The following is a 21392-nucleotide window of genomic DNA, read 5'->3' on the forward strand; positions in this document are numbered from 1 at the left end:
CGGGATGGAGTCCAGCCGAGCATGCCATCCCGGGCGCCGTGGTCGACATGGTCGCCGTTGCAGTGGCCGACGACACGCGCGGGGCCGAACATCGCGTCCCTACCGCGGCCGGCCCGGTCGGAGCCGCTGCGGAAACCCCTCGACGGCGGCGCGCAACCTGGGAAACGACGCGCTGTCCCGCGCGACCACGCGGCGGCCGCCGAAAACTGTGAATCCTTGTACCAGGTTATATCTCGTCGCCTTTGTGCACTCTATTTCATCGAACATTGCACGCTGATCGCGCGCTGGATGAGCGATGATTGAACAGGCCCCACGGATCGCGCGCGAATTCCATGTCGGTGTCGGCGGCGAACGCTGGGCGCTGATGCGCGACGGCCAGTCCGGGCAGCCCTACGTCTCCCATCGCCCCTGTGATGACGCGCCGGAGGTGCAGCTGGATCTCGGCTCGTTCCTCGTGCTGTTCACCGGGGAGGAGCGGGAGAAGCTGCTCGATCTGATCGCGTCGCTGCTTCCGGACGAGGCGCACGGTGATGCCGGCACCCGGTCCGGGGCGGTGCGGCCGCTACCCTTCGTCTCCCGGTGGCTTCCCAACCGGCAACCGAAAGCCCCAGGATGAGGCGGCCCGACGCGGGTTCTAAGCGCAATTGGCGTCAGTTTGTGAACGGCTTATTGAACTGTGGCGGTCTAGTCTTCGGCGCTTGAGCGCGGAGTACTTATGGATAACCAGCGCAACGCCCGGCGCGTATCCGTCAACTTGAACGGACGCATCTCGGTGGCCGGCCACCCCGCCATCCCCTGCGTGGTGCACGACATGTCGCGGTGGGGCGTCCGCCTCAGGCTCGTGGGGACCGATCGGGTTCCCTCCGCGTTCACGCTGACCATCGACGCCACCGACAAGGTCATCGGCTGCGAGACGGTCTGGAAGAATGCCGACGAGATCGGGGCTCTGACCGACCTGATGGAGTGACCGCCGGCCGGTGCCGACGGCTCCACTGGGGCGCGATCGATCAGCCGAGATCGAAGAAGCCGGGGCTCCGGGCGATCGGCGCCCGCCCGGCCAGTCCAGCGAGGTCGGGTCTCGGACGGGTCAGCTCCGGTCGGCCGGCGCAGTGGGCCTCGATGGCCGCCGCCGCCGCGAGCAGGTCGGCGTCGCCGCCGCGCCGGGCCACGACCTGTACGCCGAAGGGCAGGCCGGCCTCGTCGACACCGAGCGGCAGGCTGATCGCCGGGTGGCCTGCGAGGGTCACGCCGTAGGCCAGGGCCAGCCAGTGGAAGTACGAGCGGGTGGCGGCACCGTCGATCTCTGTCGGGTACAGCTCGGTCCAGGGGCGGGGCGAGAGCGTGATGGTCGGGCTGATCAGCAGGTCGTACCGACGGAAGAAGTCCACGAAAGTCCGGTAGATGGCGGTCTGGACGCTCGCCGCCCGGGCATAGTCAGCGAGCGTGTAGCCGAGGCCTTCCTCGACGTTCGTGCGGACATTCGGTCCGAGAAGGTGCGGCCGGGTGCGGTAATTGTCGAGGTGGAGCGCGAGGAACTGCGCGGCCCGGAGGATCGCGAAGGCCTCATCCGCCCCCGCGCAGTCCGGTGTCGCCGTCTCGGCGGTGGCGAAGAGCGGCGACAGGGAGGCGACCCGGTGACGGAACACGCGCCGGACGTGCTGCTCGGTCGGCGCGAAGCCGAAATCCTCCGTGAACGCGACGCGGAGGGCGCCGAGGTCGAGCGCGCGGTGCGGGTCGTAGCGATCCGCGCGCCCGCGCACCGGCTCGCCCGGCAGCGTGTAGGCGAGGGGATCGCGCGGATCATCGTCGGCCATCGCGCCGAGCATGAGGGCGGCATCGCCCACCGTCCGGGCCATCGGCCCGTTCACCGGAAGATTGGCCCAGCCGAGCCCGCGACGCTCGTTCGGGACCAGTCCGGAGGACGGGCGCATCCCGACGATCCCCGCGTAGGCGGCCGGGTTGCGCAGCGACCCCCCGGTATCCGAGCCGGACGCGAGCGGGACCATGCCGCAGGCGAGGGCGACCGCCGAGCCACCCGATGAACCCGCCGCGGAGCGCGTCGGATCGAAGGCGTTGCCGGTGGCACCGTAGACGGTGTTGCGCGTGTTCGCGCCGGCCGCGAATTCAGGCGTGTTGGTCTTGGCCAGCACGATGGCTCCGGCCTCGCGCAGCCGCGCGACGAGGCCGAGGTCCCGCGCCGGGACGTTGTCGGCGTGGATCGGGCTGCCGTAGGTCGTGCGCAGCCCGGCCGTGTCCTCGGTATCCTTGATGCCGACCGGGATGCCGTGGAGCGGGCCAAGGGGCTCGCCGACGCGGACCGCGGCCTCGGCTCTCCGCGCCGCGGCCCGCGCCCGCTCGGTATCGAGGGCGACGACCGCGTTCACTGCCGGGTTGATCCGGGCGATCCGGTCGAGACACGAGTCCAGGAGTTCGACGGGGGAGATATCCCCGCGCCCGATGAGGCGGCGCAGGTCCACCGCGGACATGTCGCAAAGGTCGGTCACGGCGTCATCTCCGTCAGAATTCGGCACGCGGATCGATGGGAACGTCGTCAGGCCGCCTGCGGCACGACGGCGGTGGAGCGGCTCCGGATGGTCAATGCGACCAGGGTCGCGACGGCGGCGGCGGTCAGCAGGAAGTCGAACGCGGCGTCGTAAGTGCCGTAGTGATCGACCAGCAGGCCCATCACCAGGGGCGCGATGAAGCCGGCGCACTGGCCTCCCAGATTGACCATGCCGATGCTGGTGCCGATCTGATCGTCCCGCATGAGCTTGGTCGGGAGGGCGAAGGCCGCGGCGAAGACGAACGATTTGAAGAAGTAGGTGATCGACTGGAAGGTGATCACGCCCGCGATCGTCGGTGCCTGGTACATCAGATAGAGGAAGATTCCGGTCAGCATCGTGCTGACCACGATCATGTACTTTTCCCGGCCATCGAAGAATCGAATCATGACCCAGCCGCCGATCGCCGTCGCGATGCTCGCCATGATGAAGGGGAGGGGCGTCAGCAGGCCGACCGCCTTGAGGTCGAGACCGCGCGCCTGAAGCAGGTAGGTCGGCATCCACGCGTCGAGGCCCTTGTTGATGCAGCCGAGGCCGAACCAGACGAGCATCAGCTGCCACAGGAGCGGGTTGCGCAGGAGTTCGCGCGCCGGAGCCGACGGGCCGCGTCCGGCGCGGGCTGCGCCGGGGACCTCTGCGGGGGGGCGGTGCGGGATCATGCGGTCATAGACGAGCCCGAAGATGAGGCCCGCGGCGCCGACGATGAAGAAGGCGTGGCGCCAGCCGAAATAGATCAGCAGCGGGGCCATCACCAGGGGCGCGAGCAGGCTTCCGACGTAGTTCGACGAGATCATCAGCGACGACATCTTCGGGCGTGCCGGTCCGGTGAACTGCTCCGAGACCGCCTTGATGCAGGCCGCCGGAAAGCCGCCCTCGGCCAGACCGAAGATCAGCCGGATGACGATCAGGGACGTGAACGACCACGCGAGCCCGGTCAGCGCGGTGAAGATCGACCACGCGACGGCCGTGCCGATGACGACGTATTTCGACCCGAACCGGTCCGCCAGCCAGCCGCCGGGCAGCTGCATCAGCGAGTAACCGAAGAAGAAGACGCTCAGGACCACGCCGTACTCGGTCGGACTGAGGCCGAACTCCCGCCCGATCTGGGTCAGGGCCAGCGCGATCGCGGCGCGGTCCACGTAGGAGATGCAGTAGGCGGCGTACAGCAGCGCGAAACCCAGATAGGGTCGGCCCGGTCGCGCGGGCTGGGCGGGGTCCATGGTCTGGCTCCGGTTCGATAAAGCGCGCGCGGAGCCGAATCCCCGCGCAGGTTGCCGAGTCGGGCTCGGCCGCCCGTGCACGCGGCGCCGAGGGCCGCGCGTTCTCCGATCCTCAGCCGGCATCGATGCGCCGGCTCGCGCCTCAGCCGCGGGCGAGGGCCGCCTCGAACTCCTCGGCCGGGAGGTGCGCGCCGCCGGTCGTCCAGATCACGTGGGTGGCGTCGGCGCGCGCCTCCGCGGGCAGTGAGGCGGCGAAGCGCCCGGCAGCCGCGAAGCCGGCCGCCGCCGAGGGCTCCAGGCGAACGGCGGCCTCGGTCCACATCACCTTGAGCCAGCGATAGAGCGCGTCGTCGGGCACCGTGACCACGGCCGCGACGAGCTTCTCCAGCGTCCGGGCGACGAGCATCGACGCGGAGGCGCAGGCCAGCCCGTCCGCCGCGGTGCGATTGTCGAGGCCGACATCGTAGACGCTGACTGAGCGGTCGAGGCCGGCGGCCAGCTGGACCAGCATGCACGGGGACGCGACCGGTTCGACGAAGACCGGGTGCACCACGTCGCCGAACAGCAGCTTCAGCCCGAAGGCGACGCCGCCCGGCGCACCGCCGACGCCGCAGGGCAGGTAGACGAACAGGGGATGCGCCGGCCCCACCGCGATACCGGCCTCCGCGAGCTGCCGCTGCAGGTCGAGGGCCGCGGCCGCGTAGCCGAGGAACAGATCGACCGAATCCTCGTCGTCGACGAAATGGGCGTCGGCCCGGCCGGCAAAGGCGCCGCGCGCCGCAGCGACCGCGGCGCCGTAATCGCCGCGATGCTCGACGACGCGGGCGCCGAGTTCGCGCAGGCGCTGCTTCTTCCACGCCTTGGCGTCGTGGGACATGTGGACCTCGACCGCGAAGCCGAGCGCCCGGCCCATCAGTCCGACGCTGAATCCGAGGTTGCCGGTGCTGCCGACCGCGATGATGTGGCGGGCGAACAGGGCGCGGAAGTCCGGATCGGCGAAGGCCGCGTAGGTTTGCCCCTCGGCGAGCAGGCCGGCCCGTAGGGCCAGTTCCTCGGCGTAGGCCAGGACCTCGTAGACGCCGCCGCGCGCCTTGATGCAGCCGGTCACCGGCAGCGCGTGGTCGGCCTTCACAAGCACGCGCCCGGCGGCCCCGTCCAGGATGTCCCGGGCCAGCGGTCCGTCGAGCGGGACGAGCGGCGAGTCGATCCGGCCGGCACCCTCTTCAGGGAACAGCCGGGCGAGAAGCGGTGCGAACCGGTTCCAGCGCGCCACGGCCCCGTCCACGTCGGCGCGGCCGATCGCCAGATCGGGCAGCACGGAGGCGGTGGCGGTCAGCGACGGGTTCGTCCAGATCGCGGGGCTGGCATGCCTGACGGCATCCGGGATCCGGTCGCCCCACTGTCGGGACTGCATCTCGACGGCCGCTGCCATGGCGCTTCCGATCCTGCTGGGTACGTGCGCGCCGAACCTGCGCGAAAGACCGACGGGCGGCCAATTATATTCTCTGGTGCAGCCTATTAGGCCAGCTTATGATCGCGCATGCCCGTAAGGCTCGATGCGCGCCTGGTCGGCGACCTGTTCTTCTTCCGCGCTCTGGTCGAGGCGGGCGGGTTCGCCAGGGCGGGCGACCGCCTGGCGGTGACGCAGAGCGCGGTCACGCAGCGGATCCAGCGGCTGGAGCAGCGCCTCGGCTACCCGTTGCTGGAGCGGGGCGCCCGCGAGATCCGCCTGACTGCCGAGGGCCACGACCTGTTCGCCGCGGCGCGGAACGGCTTCGACGGGATGGGCGAGGCCCTGCTCCGGGCGGAGCGGCGCGCGGGCCGGGAGACGCTCCGGATCAGCTGCATACCCTCCTTGGCATCGGAGTGGCTCGCGCCCCGATTGAAAGCCTTCAGCGACGGGCATCCCGGCATCGACGTCGCCGTCTTCGGGGAGACCCACGACCTGGACCCGGACCGCATGGCGCAGTCCGGCATCGACGTCGCGATCCGCTACGGCCCGGCGCCGCCCCCCGGTGCGACGGTCGTCTTCGACCATCCCGAGCCCGTCTACCCGGTCTGCGCCCCGGCCTACCGGGATGCGGCCGCGACGCCCGGCGGGGCCGTCGTCCTGCTCCACGACGCGACACCGTGGGAGGCCGCGGCGACCGTCTCGGAGGAGTGGGATCGCTGGTTGCGCGTCCACGGGGCGCCCTGGGACGGCCGGATCCAGAACCTCTACTTCAACCTCGCGCAACTGGCGCTGCGGGCCTCGCTCGGCGGATCGGGCATCGCGCTCGGACGGTCACTGATCGTCGCGCCCTATCGCGCCGACGGGCGCCTGGTGCCCGCCTGCGGCGAGGCCGTCATGAGCGGGCTCCGGTACTTCGTTCTCGTGCGTGCCCTGCCGCCCGCGGGGCCGGCGGCAGCCTTCGTCGACTGGCTCGGCCAGAGCATGGCGGGGCCGCCGGGCTCGCCCGAACCGTTCCTCCCGGACGGCGCGCTGAACCGCGAATAGGGACGCGTCCGGCACGCGCGACGGCCTTGCCCGGCGCCCCCTCATCCCGGACGGAAGCTCTATCGGTTGGCGGACAGATCCGTCGACAGCGCGGTCGCCAGGTGGGCCACGAAGGCGGTCACCTTGGGGCTGACCAGACGTCGGGACGTGTGGAGCGCCCACAGCTCCGTCGGCGGCCCCTCGAGCCAGCCCCAACAGGCCAGCCGTCCGGCCGCCACGTCACCCCCGACCAGCGAGCGTGGCAGCAGGGCGGCGCCGGCGCCCGCCACCACCGCGTCGCGCAGCGTCGGCAGCGAGGACAGCCGCAGGACCGGCACGGGCGCGAAGGCGCGACGTGTCCGGCCATCATGGACCTGCCACGCCTCCTCCGGACGCGGCGTCCAGCGGACCGCCGCCGGCACAGGCGTCACGTCGCTCTCGGCCGACGTATCGGGGCGCGGGAGATCCGGCGGCGCCACCAGCCAGAGTTCGTCCCGCAGGACGCAGCGCCCGACGAGCCGCTCGTCCGGCTTCGGATTGACCCGGATGATCACGTCGAAACCCTCCTCGATCGGATCGACGAACCGGTCCTCGGCGCAGATCTCCAGCTCGACTTCGGGATAGGCGCGGGCGAAGTCCGCGGCGACGCGGCCGAGCTGCGTGTCGGACAGGAGGAGCGGAGCACTCACCCGGAGGCGCCCACGGGGCCGGTCCAGGCCGCCACCCACCACCGCGCCGGCCTCCGCGATCTCGCTGAGCAGCGGCCCCGTCCGGGCATGGAGGAGCGCGCCCGCCTCGGTCAGGCGCAGGCTGCGCTCGCCCCGCTCGATCAACCGCGCCCCGAGGCTCGCCTCGAGCTCGGACACGCGGCGCGACAGCGTCGCCTTCGCCCGCCCGCTCGCCCGGGCGGCGCGGCCGAAGCCGCCGTGAGTGGCGACGAGGTTGAAGTCGGCGAGCGCCGAGAGGTCCATAAGCTGTTCCATATGCGGGACACCCAGTCCCGATCCTGCCATCTATGGCTCAGAATAGGAACGGCGCATCTTCGGGACATCGGCGGCCCGCCCCGGGCCTCCGCGCTTCAAGGAGATTCGTCATGACCATCCTCGTCACCGGTGCCACGGGCCGCATCGGCTCCGCCGTCGTCGATCACCTCGTGGCGGAGGGCGCCGCCGTGCGCGCCCTGACGCGCGCGCCCGAGACGGCGCGTTTCCCGTCGGGCGTCGAGGCCGTCCGCGGCGATCCCGCCGACATCGACGCGATGCGCGCGGCGTTGTCGGGTGTCGATACCCTGTTTCTCCTCGTCGCCAACGTGCCGGACGAGCTGACCCAGGCGATCACGACGCTCAGCCTGGCCCGAGACGCGGGCGTGCGCGGCATCGTCTATCTCTCGGTCTTCAAGAGCGAGGCCTACGTCGACGCCCCGCACTTCACCGGCAAGCACGCCGTCGAGCGGATGATCGCGGCCCTCGACCTGCCCGCCACGGTGCTGCGACCCTCTTACTTCATGCAGAATGACTTCGCCCAGAAGGAGCCGCTCCTCGGAGCGGGAATCTTCGGCGTGCCCGTCGGGCAGGCCGGCGTCTCGATGGTCGACGTGCGCGATATCGCCGAGGCGGCCGCCATCGCGCTGCTGCGCCGCGAGCGCGCGCCGGAGAGGCTGCCGGCCGAGACCTACGACGTCGTCGGGCCGGATGCCCTGACGGGCGACGCGCTGGCGGAGATCTGGACTCAGGCCCTCGGGCGCGCGGTGCGCTACGGCGGCGACGATCTCGACGGGCTGGAGCAGCGGCTCCGCGGCTTCGCGCCCGCCTGGCTCGCCTATGACCTGCGGGTGATGATGCGCCGCTACCAGGAGGACGGCGCCGTCGCGACCGAGGCCGAGGTGGAGCGCTTCGCCACCCTGCTCGGCCGCAGGCCCCGCAGCTACCGCGCCTTCGCGGCCGAGGTCGCCCGCGACTGGCGGGGCGCCTGACCGCCGAGCCCAGGCCCGCCTCGACGAGGCCGCCGCTCCGCCGAAGCTCAGCCGCTGCTTCATCTTCGAGCTCCCGACCGCCTGCATCTTCTGCGGTCAGCGCGTCGAGGCTTGGTCGGCGGGGATCGGGGAGCGACGCCGCGCTTCCCGGTGTTCCCCTCACTCCGAACGCGCGACCTGCGCGCGGAACAGCGTCGCGAGACTCCGCAACGTCCTGTTGTGCGGCTCGGCGAGCGACACCGTGTAGGCGCCCGGATCGATGTGGGGGACGGCGGCGGTGATGCGCACCGTCCGCTCGTCGATCTGGAGCACGGGCGCCCGCCACGTCTGACCGTTGGCGGCCCGGAACACCGCCAGCGTGTCCTTGCCGAGTTTGGGCGCGGTTCCCGGAAACGCGACTTCCGCGGCCCAGAGCTGCCCCGGCGAGACCTGGGGTGCCTCGTCGGTGTCCGGGAGACTGTGGTGCAGGGTCAGACTGTGCGGCGGCCCGCCGACGAGTTGGCGCGGCTCCGGAACGAAGCGCGCCGGCGGCTCGGTGTCGGGTGCGATGAAGATCGACGCGACGTCGTCCAGGGTTCGGAGGCAGCCGTCGGCGACCTGGACGATGGCGAGCGCGTAGCGACCGAACGTCATTCCCGCGACGTCGATCTGGCCGGTGAAGCCGGACGTCGCGGCGGCGGGTTCGCCATACCACTTGGCCACGTCCGGACGCAGATCGCTCTGAAGCGCGACCCACGATGTCCCGCTGCGACCCGTCAGCCGCAGGTAGATCGCCTTCGGCGCCGGTCCCGAGACGTGCAGCCACCCGCGCAGAAACACGGAGGCCCGCGCGACGACCGACGAGAGATCCAGGCTTCGGTTGAGGCGCTCGTCCGTGCGCAGCACGTCGAGGCTCCATCCGCACTCGCTGCGCCGGATCGGCCTCGATGTCAGGCGCCGGACTTCGTCGGGCAGATCCGGCAGCGGGCGCGCCCGTGCGCCCGCCGTTGCGGTGGACGGCGCGGCCGGAGGACGAGCGGCCTCGTCCCACTGGATCGCGCCGCTGGTCCACGAGGCGGCGTTCGTCCGCACCCCCAAGGTCTCGAGCCGGAGGTCGAACCCGTGCCGCAGGTGGCTGGGTACCCGTCCGTGGCGGACGGGCCGGGCCTCGATCAGGCGCTCGTAGAGGGTGCGTACCGATACGAGGTGGCTGCCGACGTCGGGGAAGGATTTGCGGCCGATGAGGGCCTGCATCCGGCCCAGGCGTGCGCGATCGTAGTGTAGCCCGATGAGACGCGCCCTGACGGCGCCGGCGTCGTCAGGCGGCACCTTGAATCCGTCGATCCCTTCTGCGACGCGCTCGGCAAGGGCCCCGATATCGGCGACGATCGGGACGAGGCCCGCCTGCCACGCTTCGGTCAGCGCGATGACGAACGTCTCGGGCCAGGTGGAGAGGTGGAGCGAGACATCGCACCCGGCCAGCAGGCCGCCGATCGCGTGCTGCTCGTAGGCGCCGGTGACGCTCACCTGATCCGATCCGAAGCCCGCGACCGCGTCGCGGTACGGGTCGTCGATCCGGCCGATCACCTTGAAGTGGATGGGATAGGCCTCGCAGCTGCGGATCAGGTTGATCGCCTGCTGCCCGCCCTTGTGGGCCGCGAGGTTGCCGAGGATCGCCACGGTCAGCCGATCGGCGTCGCGCTTGCGCCGGGCGACCGACCGCACCTCGGCGGGCGCGGCGCTCGGCGCCACCATCGGAATCGCGACGATCCGCTCGGCCGGAATGGCGGGATAGTAGCGCCTGAGGTATCGCGCCGTCTCCGGTGTGCTCGTGACGAACGCGTCGATCACGTCGGTCACCAGGGTCATCATGCCGTCGCGGCGCGCCTTCGACCCGGGCGGATAGTTGTTGCCCGAGATCAGGCAGGCGTCGCACTGGTCCGCGCCGCGATTGACGACGTCGCAGAATCGGCCGGTGTGATCGAGCAGCAGCCAGCGCTCGCAGATGAGGAAGTGATCGTGCAGGTGATAGACGGTGGGTATGCCGCAGGCCCGCGCGATGAGGGGCAGGGACAGCGGGACGTGCATCAGATGATGGATGTGGACGAGATCGACCTGATGCTCGAACAGCAATCGCTGGAAGAGCCCCTCCACGAACGGGTCCGTTGAGAGCGGCGGCGTGACGGCGCCGCAGGCGAAGCTCTCCGCGATCCCCGGACCCTCGAGCCGCAGCGCCCAGCGCCCGTCGCCGAAGACGGGGAACAGGAACAGGATCCGGTACGGCTCGCCGAGTTCAGTCAGCAGTTCCTGATAGACCTCGACCCCGCCCCCGTGCCGATGTCCCAGGCGGTTGTGGGTGAGCATCAGGACCGTGCGGGTCGCGGTCGCCGCCCGGTGCGGCCGACGCGTCTGCGTCTGCCGGTGGTCGATGACCGCGTCCAGGATGGTCGCCACGCGGTGGTCGTAGAGGTGCTCGGCGCGGGTCCGGGCCTGCGCGGCGCGGGCGCGCGCGATGCGGGTTTCCGGGTCAGTCAGGGCCGCCAGGATCGCGTCGATCGAAGCGGCCTCGTCGCCGCAGAGGGCGATCTCGGCGCCGGGCGCGTAGTACGCGGCCGTCTCCGGCTCGGGCGAGACGACGACTTGGTAGCCCCCGGCGAGTGCGGTCTCGAACAGCCGCGGTGGCGGCGTCGAGCCGGTCGCCTGATCGGCGCGCGCCGACGAGAAGATCCGGGGCAGGGTCAGCACGACGCGACTGCGGTTCGCCAGAAGGGCGAAGTCCCGGTTGCCGCAGCGCCAGTCCGTGACGAGCGCCTCGTCCTCCAGTTCGGGCGGCCCGATATGCTCGTTCCACGGCAGCGCCAGCTTGAACTTCACGTCCCGCGGCAGCTTCGCCGACAGCGCGTTCAGGGTCGCGACCCGGTTCGGCCACGCCGTTCCGATGAAGAGCAGATCGTAGCGGTAGCGCGCGTCGTCCTCGATCACCGCGAGATCGTGGAAGAGCGACGAGGCGCCCAGCGCGAGGTGGTTGGCCCGACCTCCATAGGCCGCGACCGTGGCCCGGTCGTTCGTGAAGACCAGATCGAAGGCCGCCGACCCGCGCACGTTCGCCTCGCGCTCGTACGGATCCTCCGTGGTCCAGAGCACGCTGGTGCGGGCGAGCCCCGCGAGCCGCCCGACGAGGGGCGCGTGCGCGCGGGCGCCGCCGAACGCGATCAGCGTGTCGAGGCCCTGCTCGACGAAGGTGACCAGGGCATCGCCATGCCCGCCGACCTGGACCCGGCCGACCGCCGGATGGCGCCGCAGCGCGTCCGCGATGGCGAGCACGAGGTAGCGGTTGTGCGTCTGCGGCTCGGTGTCCAGCAACAGGATCGACAGGTCGGACATGGTCGGTCGGGTCTGCTCTGTGGCGACGTGATCAGGCCATGACCGTCAGGCGGCTGAGATCGAGCAGGCGGGCCGCCCGGTGCCGGTAGGTGTGGTCGCGCAGCGCCCGCGCCTGCGCCCGGCGCGCGATCGCCTCGATGGCGGCGGGCTCGTCGAGCGACCGCTCGATGGCGCGCGCGATGTCGGCCGCGCCGTCCACCAGCAGGATTTCCGTATCCGGCTCGAAATGCTCGCAGACTTCCAGGCCCGTGACGAAGAAGGCCTGCGCCGAGCCCGACAGGGCGACCTCGAAGGTCCGCGGCCCCGGCGTCGCCTGCGGGAGCGACAGCCGGCGATTGGCCACGTCGAGGTCGCGGCCGATATTGAGCGTCAGCCGGGCCGCCGCGGCGTAGTCGGCCATCTGCGCCGGCGTGAGGCGGCGGTTCACCGCGCACCGGAGCGTGTCCGGCCACCCGGCGCCCAGGATCTCCACGACGTGGCGGCACAGGAGATCGTCGATCCGACGCATCAGGGCGATACGGTTCGGGTAGGCGACGCCGCAGAAGAACAGGACGGTCTCCCGCTCCGCGACCGGGACGATCGGTCGGAAGTGCCGGTTGGGCGCGGCCGCCAGGGGCAGGTGATGGACGTCCGGGTGACGGTAATGCTGCGCCGCCCAGGAATCGTTGCTCACGACGATGTCGGCGTAGAGTTCCGCCTTGAAGGCGTAGTCGAACTCGTACGGGTCATCGGTCAGCCAGAAGATCAGCACGCCACCGACGGCGTCCACCGCCCGGCGAAGCGCGCGCAGATCCGCCAGGTCAGGCACGAGGCTTCCGACCGCGACCACGACATCCGGGCGAGACGCGCGGATTGCCGCGTCCGCAAGTTCCAGAGGCGTCTGCGCGACCCGCTCAGCACCGAGAAGTTCGGCAAAGCCCTCGGCGAGATCGCTCCGGATCCCGGGATTTCGATTGAGCGCATCGGGGAAGGTGCTCGTGACCAGCACGTGCGGCCCGGCCAACGAGATCGCGCTGACGAAATTCATCCCTATTGACCTCGGCGAGACAGGCCAGTTTTGTTTGCAGGTTAACGCCAATTGTAAGTAGACACGCAACTGTCGCGTGTCCATTTCGGACATTAATTTCCCCCACTCTCCTGTCGCGCGGGAAATTCCGGGCAGTCTACTGTTGGCAATTAGGAAGTATGGAACGGGATAAACTGGCAATAGGCGCGCCGACCCCACCGGGTGAGCCGTGCGCGGAGGTGCTGCACCCCTTCCTGCCGTGGTTGACCGGCAGCCTTCTGCTGGTGGGACCGAGGCCCGACGCGGGGAGCAGGGCGCGCTGGGCACCCACCGCCGCGGTGGTCCACACGGCGGATGGCGCCGACCTTCCGGCCTCGACGCGCTTCGATGCCGTCGTTCTGCTGGGTCTCCTGTTCCGACGAGACGACGGGGGCGGGTGCGCGCTCGACGCGACGATCGCCTGGGCTCAGGAGCGGCTGCGACCCGGCGGGCGGCTGATCCTCGTCGTCGACAACGCGCTGTCGCTCCACGGCCTCGCCTCGGGGTCCGAGACGGCGGGGGAACGCGGCTTCCCGAGCCTCGAAGGGCGCCCCCGATCCGACGGCGCCCGGCTGCCGACGCGGGCAGGTCTGAAGCGGTCCCTGGGGGCCCGCGGCCTGGTCCATCAGGACTGGTGGTTCCCGTTTCCGGACCAGGGGCGACCCCTGAGCCTCGTCGCCGAGCGCGGATTGGCGCGGCCGGGTGGGTTCGACCCCGGAATGCTCGCGATCGGCGCAGCCGGCCCGGAACCCGCAGCCTGCGCGGGCGCACTTTTCTCGCCCCGGCGCGCCTGGGGGCCGGTGGCGGATCTGGGGCTCACCGGCGATCTGGCGCCGGCCTTCGCGGTCGCGGCGTCGGAAGCGCCGCTGCCGCCGGATGACCGGCTGGCGATCCACCTCGGACTGCGCCGCCGCCCGGAATTCGAGCGTCTGGTGACCTTCGCGGATGCCGGGTCGCGGATCGCGGTGCGCCGCGCGCGCGTGAACCCTGATCTTCCCGCCGCGGTCGCAGGGGTGACGAACCTGTTGCCATCGGAGACCTACGCGCCCGGTTCCCTCTGGTCGGCGGATCTCGAGGCGCGGCTCGCGCGGGAGGGCTGGTGCCCGGACGCGGTCGCCTCCTGGGCCGGGACGTGGCTGGAGGCCGTCTCCCGCTGCTTCGCGGCCGGGGCGCGGATGGGACCGGACACGTTCCTCCCAGCACGGGCGCTCGACGCGATCCCGAAGAACCTCGTCTCGGGTACAAACCGGACGTTCATAGACCTGGAATGGGACCTCGGCGTCCCTCTGGACGCGGGTCATCTCGCCGTGCGCGGCCTCGTCAACGCGCTGACCGACGCGCCGGACTGGCGGCCCGGCGGAGGGTCCGGCCTGATCCTGCTGGACGCCCTGCGCACCCTGTTGCCGAGGCTCGGATACGCCCTGGACGATGCGCAGCTCGCCGACCGGCTGGCCCGGGAGAGCCGGTTCCAGTCCATCGTCAGCGACCGCGTGATCGAGCGCGGTCTGGGCTGGGCGGCGGCGACGCGCCTGCCGGCCGGCGGTCCGGCCCGCAGCGGCGCGAATCCGCGCGCGGCGCTCGTCGAGGCGTCCGCCGAGATCGCCCGGCTGCGCGAGGAGAATGCGGCCCTGCGCGCCGCGCGCACCGCCGACGCCGCCGCGCATGCGGACACCGAGTGCGAGAGCGCCCGTCGCACCGACCGCGTGATCGCCTACGCGGCCGAACTGCACCGCGCGCGCGACCACCTCCAAAACACGCTCGACGCCCGCCGCGCTTCGTCCGCCTACGGGCGCCGTCTGCCCCTTCGCCTCCTGCGCCTGCTCAGAGGGACCCCGTGATGCGGCTGCTCGTGGCCTGTGACCACCTCGCGCTGACGGGCGGCCTCCTGCGCTTCGAGCGGGTCGGGCGCGTGCTCGCGCGTCGCGGGCACACGTTCTCTTTCCTCACGTTCGGCACGGGCGAGGACGGGTTCGAGACGCGTCACCGCGTCCTGCACCCCGAGGAAGCCGCGCGCGAGAGCTGGGACGCCGTCATGGTGCCGGGCGGCGGTTTCCCGGATGCCACGATCGAGGGTTTCGCGGACCTGCGGGCCCCGAACTTCGGCGCCCGGATTCAGCACTTCCTCAACGCCCCGGCGCGACGGGACGCCTACGCGCGCGTCACGCGGACCTTCGCGCCCGACCTCGTCGTGGCGAACAACGCCCACTGGGACGATGCGGCCCTCGACGCCCTCGGCCTGCCGTGGCGCCGACTCGTCGGTGCAGTCGATGCCGGCCTGTTCGCGCCGCCCGTCTCGAGGCCGGCGCGCGGCGCGCGGCACCGGCTCGGCGGCATCGCCAACAAGCGCCCCGCCGCGCAGCTCGCCGCGCTCGACAGGCTCGGCGACGCGTGGGCGCTGCACTGGTTCGGACGGCCGGATTGGGGGCTCGTGGGCGCGCGCGCCGATCTGGTGGCCTCGGGCCGCCTCGTCGTCCACGGGCCGCTGGTCGAGGCCGACCTGCCCGCGTGGTACCACGGGCTCGACGCGTTCTGCAGCGCGGAGGCGCATGCCGGCTGGTGCAACCCGGCCGCGGAGGCGATGGCCTGCGGCACGCCGCTCGTCACGACCGTGCACGGCACGCTGGCTTTCGCCGAGGACGCCGTGACCGCCCTGGTGGTGCCGGACGGTCCGGACGCGGCGCTCGGTGCCGCCGTCGCGCTGGCCGCGGACCGGATCGTCACCGATCCCGCCGCCGCCGCGTCCCGCGCCGAGGCGGGACGGGCGCGGATCCGGGCGCTCGACTGGGACACCTACGCGGACGGGCTGCTCGCCGCCGTCGCAGAGGCGATCGCGCTGCGGGCCGACCGGGCCACGGCGGCGCGCCCGTCCGGCACGCCGCCCCGCGAGACCGTGCTGCGCCTCGCCGACCTCGCCCGCCGGGACGGGGCGCTGCCGGAGGACTTCGACGCGCTCGGCTATATCCGGCTGCATCCGGACCTCGCGGCGCTGTTCGAGCACGCGTGGCAGGGGCAGTTGCACTACCTCGAGCACGGCCGGCGGGAGGGCCGGATCTACCCCTCGAACCTGACGCGGGCGCAGCAGAAGGCCGCCCAGGCATCGCGGATCGCGCTCGCGGTCGACGGGCTCGACGGCTCCGGCAAGTCGAGCATCGCGCGTCGCGTCGCCGAGGCGCTCGGTGCGACAGTGCTCAATCCCTTCAGCGGTCAGGTCGGCGCGATCCTGGTCCATCTGGCCCGGACGGGGCAGCACGCGCTCGCCGACGACGTAGCGCACGCGGCCGTCGCGGCGGCGATCGCCAACGCGCCGCCGGGACCGGTCGTCTTCGATCGGCACTGGTTCACCGCCTCGCAGCTCCTGTCGCCGGCCTATCGTCCGGGATGGGAGCCGCGCCCGTTCACCGTCATGTGCTGGGCCGACCGTCCCACCACCATCGCCCGCATGGTCGCGCGCGGCGTCCCCAACCCGTCGGAGCACATGACCGAGGACCGGATCGCCGGCTACCGGACGCTCGCGGAGGAGCTGCGGCTGCCGCTCCTCGACACGTCCCGCATCGCCCCGGAGGAGGGGGCCGCGCAGGTGCTGGCGATGTTGGGCGCGAACGGCGACGCGGCACGGCGCGCGTGAGTGCGGCCTCGCGGAGCGGCGTGTGAGATCGGCGCGAAGCGCGAGAGGCTGCGGGGCGACAGCCTCCGCAGGACCGGGAATTGCCGGACCCGCTCCGATATGGTCGCTTTCCGGAATCCGGTGGCGACGGCAGGCCACGGGTTTCGCGGGAGGACATGGCGTTCGTGTTGGAACAAGCGCGCGGCGACCGCGGCCGGAACCTCGTGCTGCTCGGCATCAGCCTCCTCTTCGTCGCCGCCGGTCTCGGGATGATCGTCACCGGCGCGGATGGCGGCGTCGCGACGACGGTGTTCTTCGGCGTCTGCGCGGCCGTCGCCGTCTGGCAGCTGCGGCCGGACCTCCTCGAATCGGAGAGCCGGTCGGCGGGGTCACTGGCGGCCCAGTTTCCTGCCCCAGTGACCTTGCGCGCCTCGTTGCAGAGACTCCTGTTCCTCGCCCTGATGGCCGCCGGCTTCGGCGGGGTGACGCTCTGGATCCTGCTGCACGAGACGCGTTCAACCACGATGCACCTGCTGCTGTGGCCGGGTGTCGTGCTCTTCCTCGGAGGCGTCCCGGTCCTCATCCTCACGGCGATCCGCGGCTCGGCGCTGCACCTCGACGAGACCGGATTCACCGTCGTGCAGTTGGGCCGGTCGCGGCGCGTACGGTGGCATGACGTGAGCGAATTCGCGGCGGTCGCCGCGGCCGGCTCGGGCCAACGTCTCGTCACGTTCGACGACGCGAGCGCGATCACGACCCGCCTCGGGGCAATGAACCGTCGCCTGATCGGGCGCAACGCGGTGCTGCCGGAGAACTATGGACTGGATCCCGACACGCTCGCTACGCTCCTCACGGCTTGGCGCAAGCGGGCCCTGCAGACGGAGGCCGGTCGGCTCTGAGGCGATCCGGCCAACGCGGCGGCGGTGCCGGCGCACCGTCGACGGCGCCCGGTCGACGGGCGGGGCGCGCGCGCCGGCGGCGGACGACACCGCCTGCCCGCGCCTTGACCATCGTCTCTCCAGCGTGGCCTGATCGGCGCGATGGAACCGCTGACCGACCCGATCGCGCGCGCTCGCTCTCCCGGTACGGGTCAGCCCCCGGAGGGCGGATTCGCCGCCCTGACCCCCGAGCTGAGCGTCCGGGACCTCGATGTGAGCCTGCGTTTCTGGTGCGATCTGCTCGGCTTCACGGTCGCCTACGATCGACCGGCCGCGCGCTTCGCTTATCTGACGCGAGGCGGCGCGCAGATCATGCTGTGCCAGCACAACGGCCGCTGGAGCACGGGCCCGCTGGATCCGCCCTGCGGCCGCGGGGTCAACTTCCAGATCATGGTCGATCGGCTGGATCCGATCCTCTCGGCGCTCGCCGGCGCGCGATGGCCGCTGTTCGAGGCGCCGCGGGAGGCCTGGTACCGGACGGGTCCGGTCGAGGGCGGCCAGCGGGAATTCCTCGTCCAGGATCCCGACGGGTACCTCGTGCGCCTCGCCGAGGATCTCGGTCACCGAGAACCCGCGTAGCCCCCGCCCGTCCGGACCGGGAGACGGCACCGTCGCGGCCGCAGGGGCCGCGTCAGCGCGTGACGATGCTCGGCTCCTGCCGGCCGGGACGGGGTTGAACCACGAGGAGTCCGGCCGAGTAGACCAGCGAGACGAGGAGCGCGACCGTCAGCGCGAGCGCGGCACCGAACGGTTGAATCATCACGTGGAGCGTCAGCAGGGTCAGGCCGAAGCCGAACACCCCGCGGATCGCGACGCTCGCCAAGCGCGCCATCGCCGCGCCTCCGATTCGGCGATGAAGGATGACGAAGGCGCTCGTCATCGTAACCGGGAAGGCGGCGATCACCCCGGTCCGGGCAGGACCGAGGGCGGTGCTGAGCGCCAGCAGGGCCGCGACGAACAGCGCGACGGCACTCGCGCGGATGAGCAGATCCAGCGGGCGCGGCCTCGCGACGACGGCGCTCCGCACAAGGGTCGCGCGCACCACGTGCCGGGTCGAGACGGCGCCGGCCCCGTAGACGAGGGCATTGAGCAGGAACGCGGTCGTCGGCGTCCACGCGAGCGCCGAGACCGGCAGGGCCGCCGCGAGCCACGCCAGGATCGCCGGCCCGAGGGTGGCGATCATGTCGCGACCGGCCGCCCGGTGGGCGTAGACGATCAGGAACAGGCCCGTCGCGGCGTTCGCCGCGAAGCCGTTGAGGGCCGCCCCGGCGACGAACGCGGCGTCGTGCTCCATCGCCATGAACACGTAGGCCGGCCCGGCCGACACCGGCAGGCTGACGACGAGCGCGCCCCAGACCGGCCCCAGCCATTCGGCCAGGACGGAGGCGAGCACCACCACGGTCCCGGAGGTCAGCGCCCGGATCAGGGCCGTCAGCCAAATCGCCGCCAAGGTCGTTTCCCGCGCGTCGCGTCGCCGACCCGGGTCGGCATCGGAGCCGCGCCCTCGCTATCACGGGCGACCGGTCCCGGCCAAAGCGGCCGGCTCGCGAATCCGCGCTTACGAAACCGGACGGGGCGACCTGCTCGTCGGCCCGCGCGACCGCCGCCGTGCCGCCCGCGATGGTCCCGACGCAGCGGGCGGCCGTGTTTTGCGATCGCGATAGACTTTCACCCAATTCTCGACTTCAATGACCGAGATTGGTGCAGTCGAGAGCACGGATTTCGGCGCTGAGAGCCGGCCACGGCGTACCTTCCGTGGCGCTTGGCAACACCGATCCGCCGGATAGGACTTCGGATCTTCACGGCCAGCTCGGCGCACCGCCCGCGCGACGCGAGCTGGACGCGACACGCCGGAAAGATTCTGCCGACCACGATCCTTGGGCGTGGGAACGCGGCCGGGCGGCTCAGATGTAGGTCGAGGCGAGCGCCGGCGAGCCGTCCAGGGCGTGGGCCAGTCTCTCCAGGCCGTGGGCGATCTGCTGTCGGGTCGAGGGGCCTCCGAGGCAGAGCCGGACGGCCTCGGGTGGCGCTCCGGCGACGCAGAAGGGATCGCTGCCGACCACCCCGAGACCCGCCGCGCGGCCCTGGCTGGCGAAGGCCGAGCGCGTCCATCCAGCCGGCAGGGTGATCCAGATGTGGAAGGCGTGCGGGTCCGCGACGTAGGCCTCGGCGGGCAGCAGCGCGGCCGCGAGGCTCTGGCGCGCGGCCGACTCGGCGCGGACGAAGTCCACGATGGCGTCCGCCGTCCCGTCCACGATCCAGCGCGTGGTCAGCGCGGTCGAGATCGGCGACGCCATCACGGTCGCAGCGCGCAGGGCATCGCCGAGGGGCAGGGCGGCCCGCGCGTTCGGCGCGACCAGGAAGGCCAGGCGGAGCCCCGCGCCCAGGCACTTCGCGACGCCCGCCACGTAGTAGGTGATCTCGGGCGCCAGTTCGGCGAAGCTCGGCGGCGGTGCCGGGCAGATCCGCGCGTAGGCGTCGTCCTCGATGATGGTGACCGCGTAGCGGCGGGCTGTGGCCACGATGGCGTCGCGCCGCGCGCGGGATAGGGTTGCCGTGGTCGGGTTCTGAAGGAGCGGATTGAGGTAGAGGGCCTTCGGCGCGCCGCGGGTACAGGCGGCCGCGAAGGCGTCGGGGTCGATCCCGTGGCGGTCCATCGGCAGGCCGACGAGGCGCAGGCCCCGATGCGCCGCGAGGGTCCGGATGCCCGGATAGGTGATGCGCTCGGCGCAGATGGTATCGCCGGCCTGCGCGACCTGTCCCAGGATGCTGGAGAGGGCGCTGTGCGTGCCCGGGCAGATCAGGAGGCGCTCGCGCGCCGCGACGATCCCGCGACCCCCGAGCCAGCGCAGCGCGGCCTCCTTGTCCGCCTCCGTCCCGCCGAAGCCCTGGTAGCGCAGCAGGTCGGCGAGATTGCCGGACAGCTCCGCGAAGGACGACCGCATGCGGGCCTGCAGGCCCGGCAGGTCGGGCTCCGGGGGCAGGTTCATGGTGAAGTCGACCGGTCCGGGCCGCCGGGCGTGCGCGGCCTCAGCGGGACGGGTCGTGTCCGCCGGGTCGACCACGAAGGTGCCCCGGCCGACCCGCCCCTCGATCAGGCCGCGCCTGTGAGCCTCGACATAGCCGCGGGACACGGTCGTGAAGTTGAGGTCGAGCGTGGCGGCGAGCGCGCGCTGGGTCGGCAGGCGCGTGCCCGGCAGCAGGTGACCGGTCCGGATATCGTCCGCCAGCGCGTCCGCGATAGCGAGGTAATGGGGCTTGCCCCAGCGCTTGAGGTCGGGCGTCCAGACATTGTCCGCGCCGCCCCTATCGACGAACCGAACTCCCCGCCCGCTCGCCCTCATCCGTCCTGCACCCGCGTCGTGAAAAGCGATCAATGATCGATTGTATGGCTTGCAAGCACCGTACCGGGCGCCGCATCGCGTGTCACGGCTCATACGATCCGTTCAATGCGTACAATATTCGACGCCGAAACAGGCGTCGATTGACCATGGCATGCGCACGACTTGGTGATGAAATGTGCGAAAGGAAATAGATCTTCGCCGGTCGCCGACTGTCCATTGATCGCAATATTGTATGTATCGCAGGGCGACGCATTGACTGGATCCATGATCGCGCTGTTCTGGCACACCGCTTGCCATTGCCTCGGCTGATCGCGCGCAGCGCCGACTGCAGCGGTCCAGATCACCGAGGAGCGTGAGCAATGCCTGCCGTGAATCGCGAGCCGCACAAGAAGGGCGACGTTCTGGTCGACTACGAGGAGAAGGTCTTCGAGGACGTGAAGGCCGAACCGGGTCAGAAGGCGCTCGTCACCTTCCACACCGTCGCGTTCGAGGGCTCGATCGGCCTCGTCAACCTGCTCCAGGCCACGCGCCTGCAGCGCAAAGGCTTCGAGACCTCGATCCTGCTCTACGGCCCCGGCATCACCCTCGGTGTCCAGCGGGGCTTCCCGCGGCTCGGCGACGAGGCCTTCCCGGGCCATCTCAACTTCAACAACCAGCTCGAGAAGTTCATGGCCGAAGGCGGCAAGGTCTACGCTTGCCGCTTCTCGACACAGGCCCTGTACGGGCACGGCGAGGCGGCCTTCATCGAGGGCATCCGCATGATCAACCCCCTCGACGTGCTCGACTGCATCCTCCTGCACAAGCGCGACAACGCGGTGATCATCGACACCTGGACCGTCTGACGACCGCGCTAACGCTCCCGGCGGCCG

17 protein-coding genes are annotated in these 21392 nt (G+C 71.5%); 9 read left to right on the plus strand and 8 right to left on the minus strand.

What is annotated here, in order from left to right; all coding sequences use genetic code 11:
* The first annotated feature begins 295 nt into the window (after positions 1–295).
* Both BKE41_RS01355 and BKE41_RS01360 read left to right on the plus strand, forming a co-directional pair.
* A complete protein-coding gene (locus BKE41_RS01355) occupies positions 296–616 on the plus strand; it encodes a hypothetical protein (protein ID WP_070998339.1) in 321 nt (106 codons plus the stop codon).
* 138 nt (positions 617–754) lie between these two features.
* A complete protein-coding gene (locus tag BKE41_RS01360) occupies positions 755–967 on the plus strand; it encodes a PilZ domain-containing protein (protein ID WP_245295878.1) in 213 nt (70 codons plus the stop codon).
* 40 nt (positions 968–1007) lie between these two features.
* On the opposite strand, the gene BKE41_RS01365 is transcribed toward BKE41_RS01360, so the two are convergent.
* The 3 genes from BKE41_RS01365 to BKE41_RS01375 all read right to left on the minus strand — a co-directional run bounded on the left by BKE41_RS01365 (position 1008) and on the right by BKE41_RS01375 (position 5213).
* Positions 1008–2504, minus strand: coding sequence for an amidase family protein (locus tag BKE41_RS01365; RefSeq protein ID WP_070998341.1), 1497 nt, complete (start codon positions 2502–2504; stop codon positions 1008–1010).
* Positions 2505–2551: 47 nt separating this feature from the next.
* Positions 2552–3781: an MFS transporter gene (locus BKE41_RS01370; protein ID WP_053620672.1), complete on the minus strand. Its 1230-nt coding sequence runs from the start codon at positions 3779–3781 to the stop codon at positions 2552–2554.
* A gap of 142 nt (positions 3782–3923) precedes the next feature.
* Positions 3924–5213: a D-serine ammonia-lyase gene (locus BKE41_RS01375; RefSeq protein ID WP_070998342.1), complete on the minus strand. Its 1290-nt coding sequence runs from the start codon at positions 5211–5213 to the stop codon at positions 3924–3926.
* 108 nt (positions 5214–5321) lie between these two features.
* Here BKE41_RS01375 and BKE41_RS01380 point away from each other — a divergent pair, with 108 nt between their 5' ends.
* Positions 5322–6278, plus strand: coding sequence for a LysR substrate-binding domain-containing protein (locus tag BKE41_RS01380; protein WP_070998344.1), 957 nt, complete (start codon positions 5322–5324; stop codon positions 6276–6278).
* Between the two features lie 59 nt (positions 6279–6337).
* Here the strand turns inward: BKE41_RS01380 and BKE41_RS01385 are convergent, their stop codons facing one another.
* A complete protein-coding gene (locus BKE41_RS01385) occupies positions 6338–7228 on the minus strand; it encodes a LysR family transcriptional regulator (protein ID WP_083374254.1) in 891 nt (296 codons plus the stop codon).
* Positions 7229–7350: 122 nt separating this feature from the next.
* On the opposite strand from BKE41_RS01385, the gene BKE41_RS01390 reads away from it, so the two are divergent.
* Positions 7351–8229, plus strand: a complete 879-nt coding sequence (locus BKE41_RS01390; RefSeq protein WP_012317259.1) for an NmrA family NAD(P)-binding protein — start codon at positions 7351–7353, stop codon at positions 8227–8229.
* Positions 8230–8388: 159 nt separating this feature from the next.
* On the opposite strand, the gene BKE41_RS01395 is transcribed toward BKE41_RS01390, so the two are convergent.
* Both BKE41_RS01395 and BKE41_RS01400 read right to left on the minus strand, forming a co-directional pair.
* Positions 8389–11592, minus strand: coding sequence for a glycosyltransferase (locus BKE41_RS01395; protein WP_070998348.1), 3204 nt, complete (start codon positions 11590–11592; stop codon positions 8389–8391).
* Positions 11593–11623: 31 nt separating this feature from the next.
* The gene (locus BKE41_RS01400) at positions 11624–12703 is read right to left on the minus strand and encodes a glycosyltransferase (protein WP_245295879.1); all 1080 of its coding nucleotides are present in this window, start codon (positions 12701–12703) and stop codon (positions 11624–11626) included.
* Positions 12704–12837: 134 nt separating this feature from the next.
* Between BKE41_RS01400 and BKE41_RS01405 the strand changes: the two genes are divergently transcribed.
* The 4 genes from BKE41_RS01405 (at position 12838) to BKE41_RS01420 (ending at position 17758) form a co-directional block, all read left to right on the plus strand.
* On the plus strand, positions 12838–14475 hold the full coding sequence (locus BKE41_RS01405; RefSeq protein WP_245295880.1) for a hypothetical protein: 1638 nt from the start codon (positions 12838–12840) through the stop codon (positions 14473–14475).
* Positions 14475–16262: a glycosyltransferase gene (locus BKE41_RS01410; RefSeq protein ID WP_024827782.1), complete on the plus strand. Its 1788-nt coding sequence runs from the start codon at positions 14475–14477 to the stop codon at positions 16260–16262. The genes BKE41_RS01405 and BKE41_RS01410 overlap by 1 nt, the downstream gene beginning before the upstream one ends.
* 80 nt (positions 16263–16342) lie before the next feature.
* A complete protein-coding gene (locus BKE41_RS01415) occupies positions 16343–17140 on the plus strand; it encodes a hypothetical protein (protein ID WP_245295881.1) in 798 nt (265 codons plus the stop codon).
* Positions 17141–17281: 141 nt separating this feature from the next.
* A complete protein-coding gene (locus tag BKE41_RS01420; RefSeq protein ID WP_024827780.1) occupies positions 17282–17758 on the plus strand; it encodes a VOC family protein in 477 nt (158 codons plus the stop codon).
* A gap of 52 nt (positions 17759–17810) precedes the next feature.
* Here the strand turns inward: BKE41_RS01420 and BKE41_RS01425 are convergent, their stop codons facing one another.
* Together BKE41_RS01425 and BKE41_RS01430 are read right to left on the minus strand one after the other, a co-directional pair.
* Positions 17811–18629: a hypothetical protein gene (locus BKE41_RS01425; RefSeq protein ID WP_024827779.1), complete on the minus strand. Its 819-nt coding sequence runs from the start codon at positions 18627–18629 to the stop codon at positions 17811–17813.
* 454 nt (positions 18630–19083) lie between these two features.
* Complete coding sequence (locus tag BKE41_RS01430) at positions 19084–20523, minus strand: PLP-dependent aminotransferase family protein (RefSeq protein WP_070998353.1); 1440 nt, start codon at positions 20521–20523, stop codon at positions 19084–19086.
* 359 nt (positions 20524–20882) lie between these two features.
* Between BKE41_RS01430 and BKE41_RS01435 the strand changes: the two genes are divergently transcribed.
* Complete coding sequence (locus BKE41_RS01435; RefSeq protein ID WP_012317268.1) at positions 20883–21365, plus strand: MSMEG_0572/Sll0783 family nitrogen starvation response protein; 483 nt, start codon at positions 20883–20885, stop codon at positions 21363–21365.
* Positions 21366–21392: the final 27 nt, after the last annotated feature.

This window comes from Methylobacterium sp. C1, assembly GCF_001854385.1.
Lineage (GTDB): Bacteria > Pseudomonadota > Alphaproteobacteria > Rhizobiales > Beijerinckiaceae > Methylobacterium > Methylobacterium radiotolerans.

What these genes read in the sequence shown, in the direction of transcription:
- BKE41_RS01355 (WP_070998339.1), top strand. Translation starts at nt 296, where the DNA reads ATGATTGAACAGGCCCCACGGATCGCGCGCGAATTCCATGTCGGTGTC.
- BKE41_RS01370 (WP_053620672.1), bottom strand. Translation starts at nt 3,781, where the DNA reads ATGGACCCCGCCCAGCCCGCGCGACCGGGCCGACCCTATCTGGGTTTC.
- BKE41_RS01375 (WP_070998342.1), bottom strand. Translation starts at nt 5,213, where the DNA reads ATGGCAGCGGCCGTCGAGATGCAGTCCCGACAGTGGGGCGACCGGATC.
- BKE41_RS01380 (WP_070998344.1), top strand. Translation starts at nt 5,322, where the DNA reads ATGCCCGTAAGGCTCGATGCGCGCCTGGTCGGCGACCTGTTCTTCTTC.
- BKE41_RS01385 (WP_083374254.1), bottom strand. Translation starts at nt 7,228, where the DNA reads ATGGACCTCTCGGCGCTCGCCGACTTCAACCTCGTCGCCACTCACGGC.
- BKE41_RS01390 (WP_012317259.1), top strand. Translation starts at nt 7,351, where the DNA reads ATGACCATCCTCGTCACCGGTGCCACGGGCCGCATCGGCTCCGCCGTC.
- BKE41_RS01395 (WP_070998348.1), bottom strand. Translation starts at nt 11,592, where the DNA reads ATGTCCGACCTGTCGATCCTGTTGCTGGACACCGAGCCGCAGACGCAC.
- BKE41_RS01400 (WP_245295879.1), bottom strand. Translation starts at nt 12,703, where the DNA reads ATGGACACGCGACAGTTGCGTGTCTACTTACAATTGGCGTTAACCTGC.
- BKE41_RS01410 (WP_024827782.1), top strand. Translation starts at nt 14,475, where the DNA reads ATGCGGCTGCTCGTGGCCTGTGACCACCTCGCGCTGACGGGCGGCCTC.
- BKE41_RS01420 (WP_024827780.1), top strand. Translation starts at nt 17,282, where the DNA reads ATGGAACCGCTGACCGACCCGATCGCGCGCGCTCGCTCTCCCGGTACG.
- BKE41_RS01430 (WP_070998353.1), bottom strand. Translation starts at nt 20,523, where the DNA reads ATGAGGGCGAGCGGGCGGGGAGTTCGGTTCGTCGATAGGGGCGGCGCG.
- BKE41_RS01435 (WP_012317268.1), top strand. Translation starts at nt 20,883, where the DNA reads ATGCCTGCCGTGAATCGCGAGCCGCACAAGAAGGGCGACGTTCTGGTC.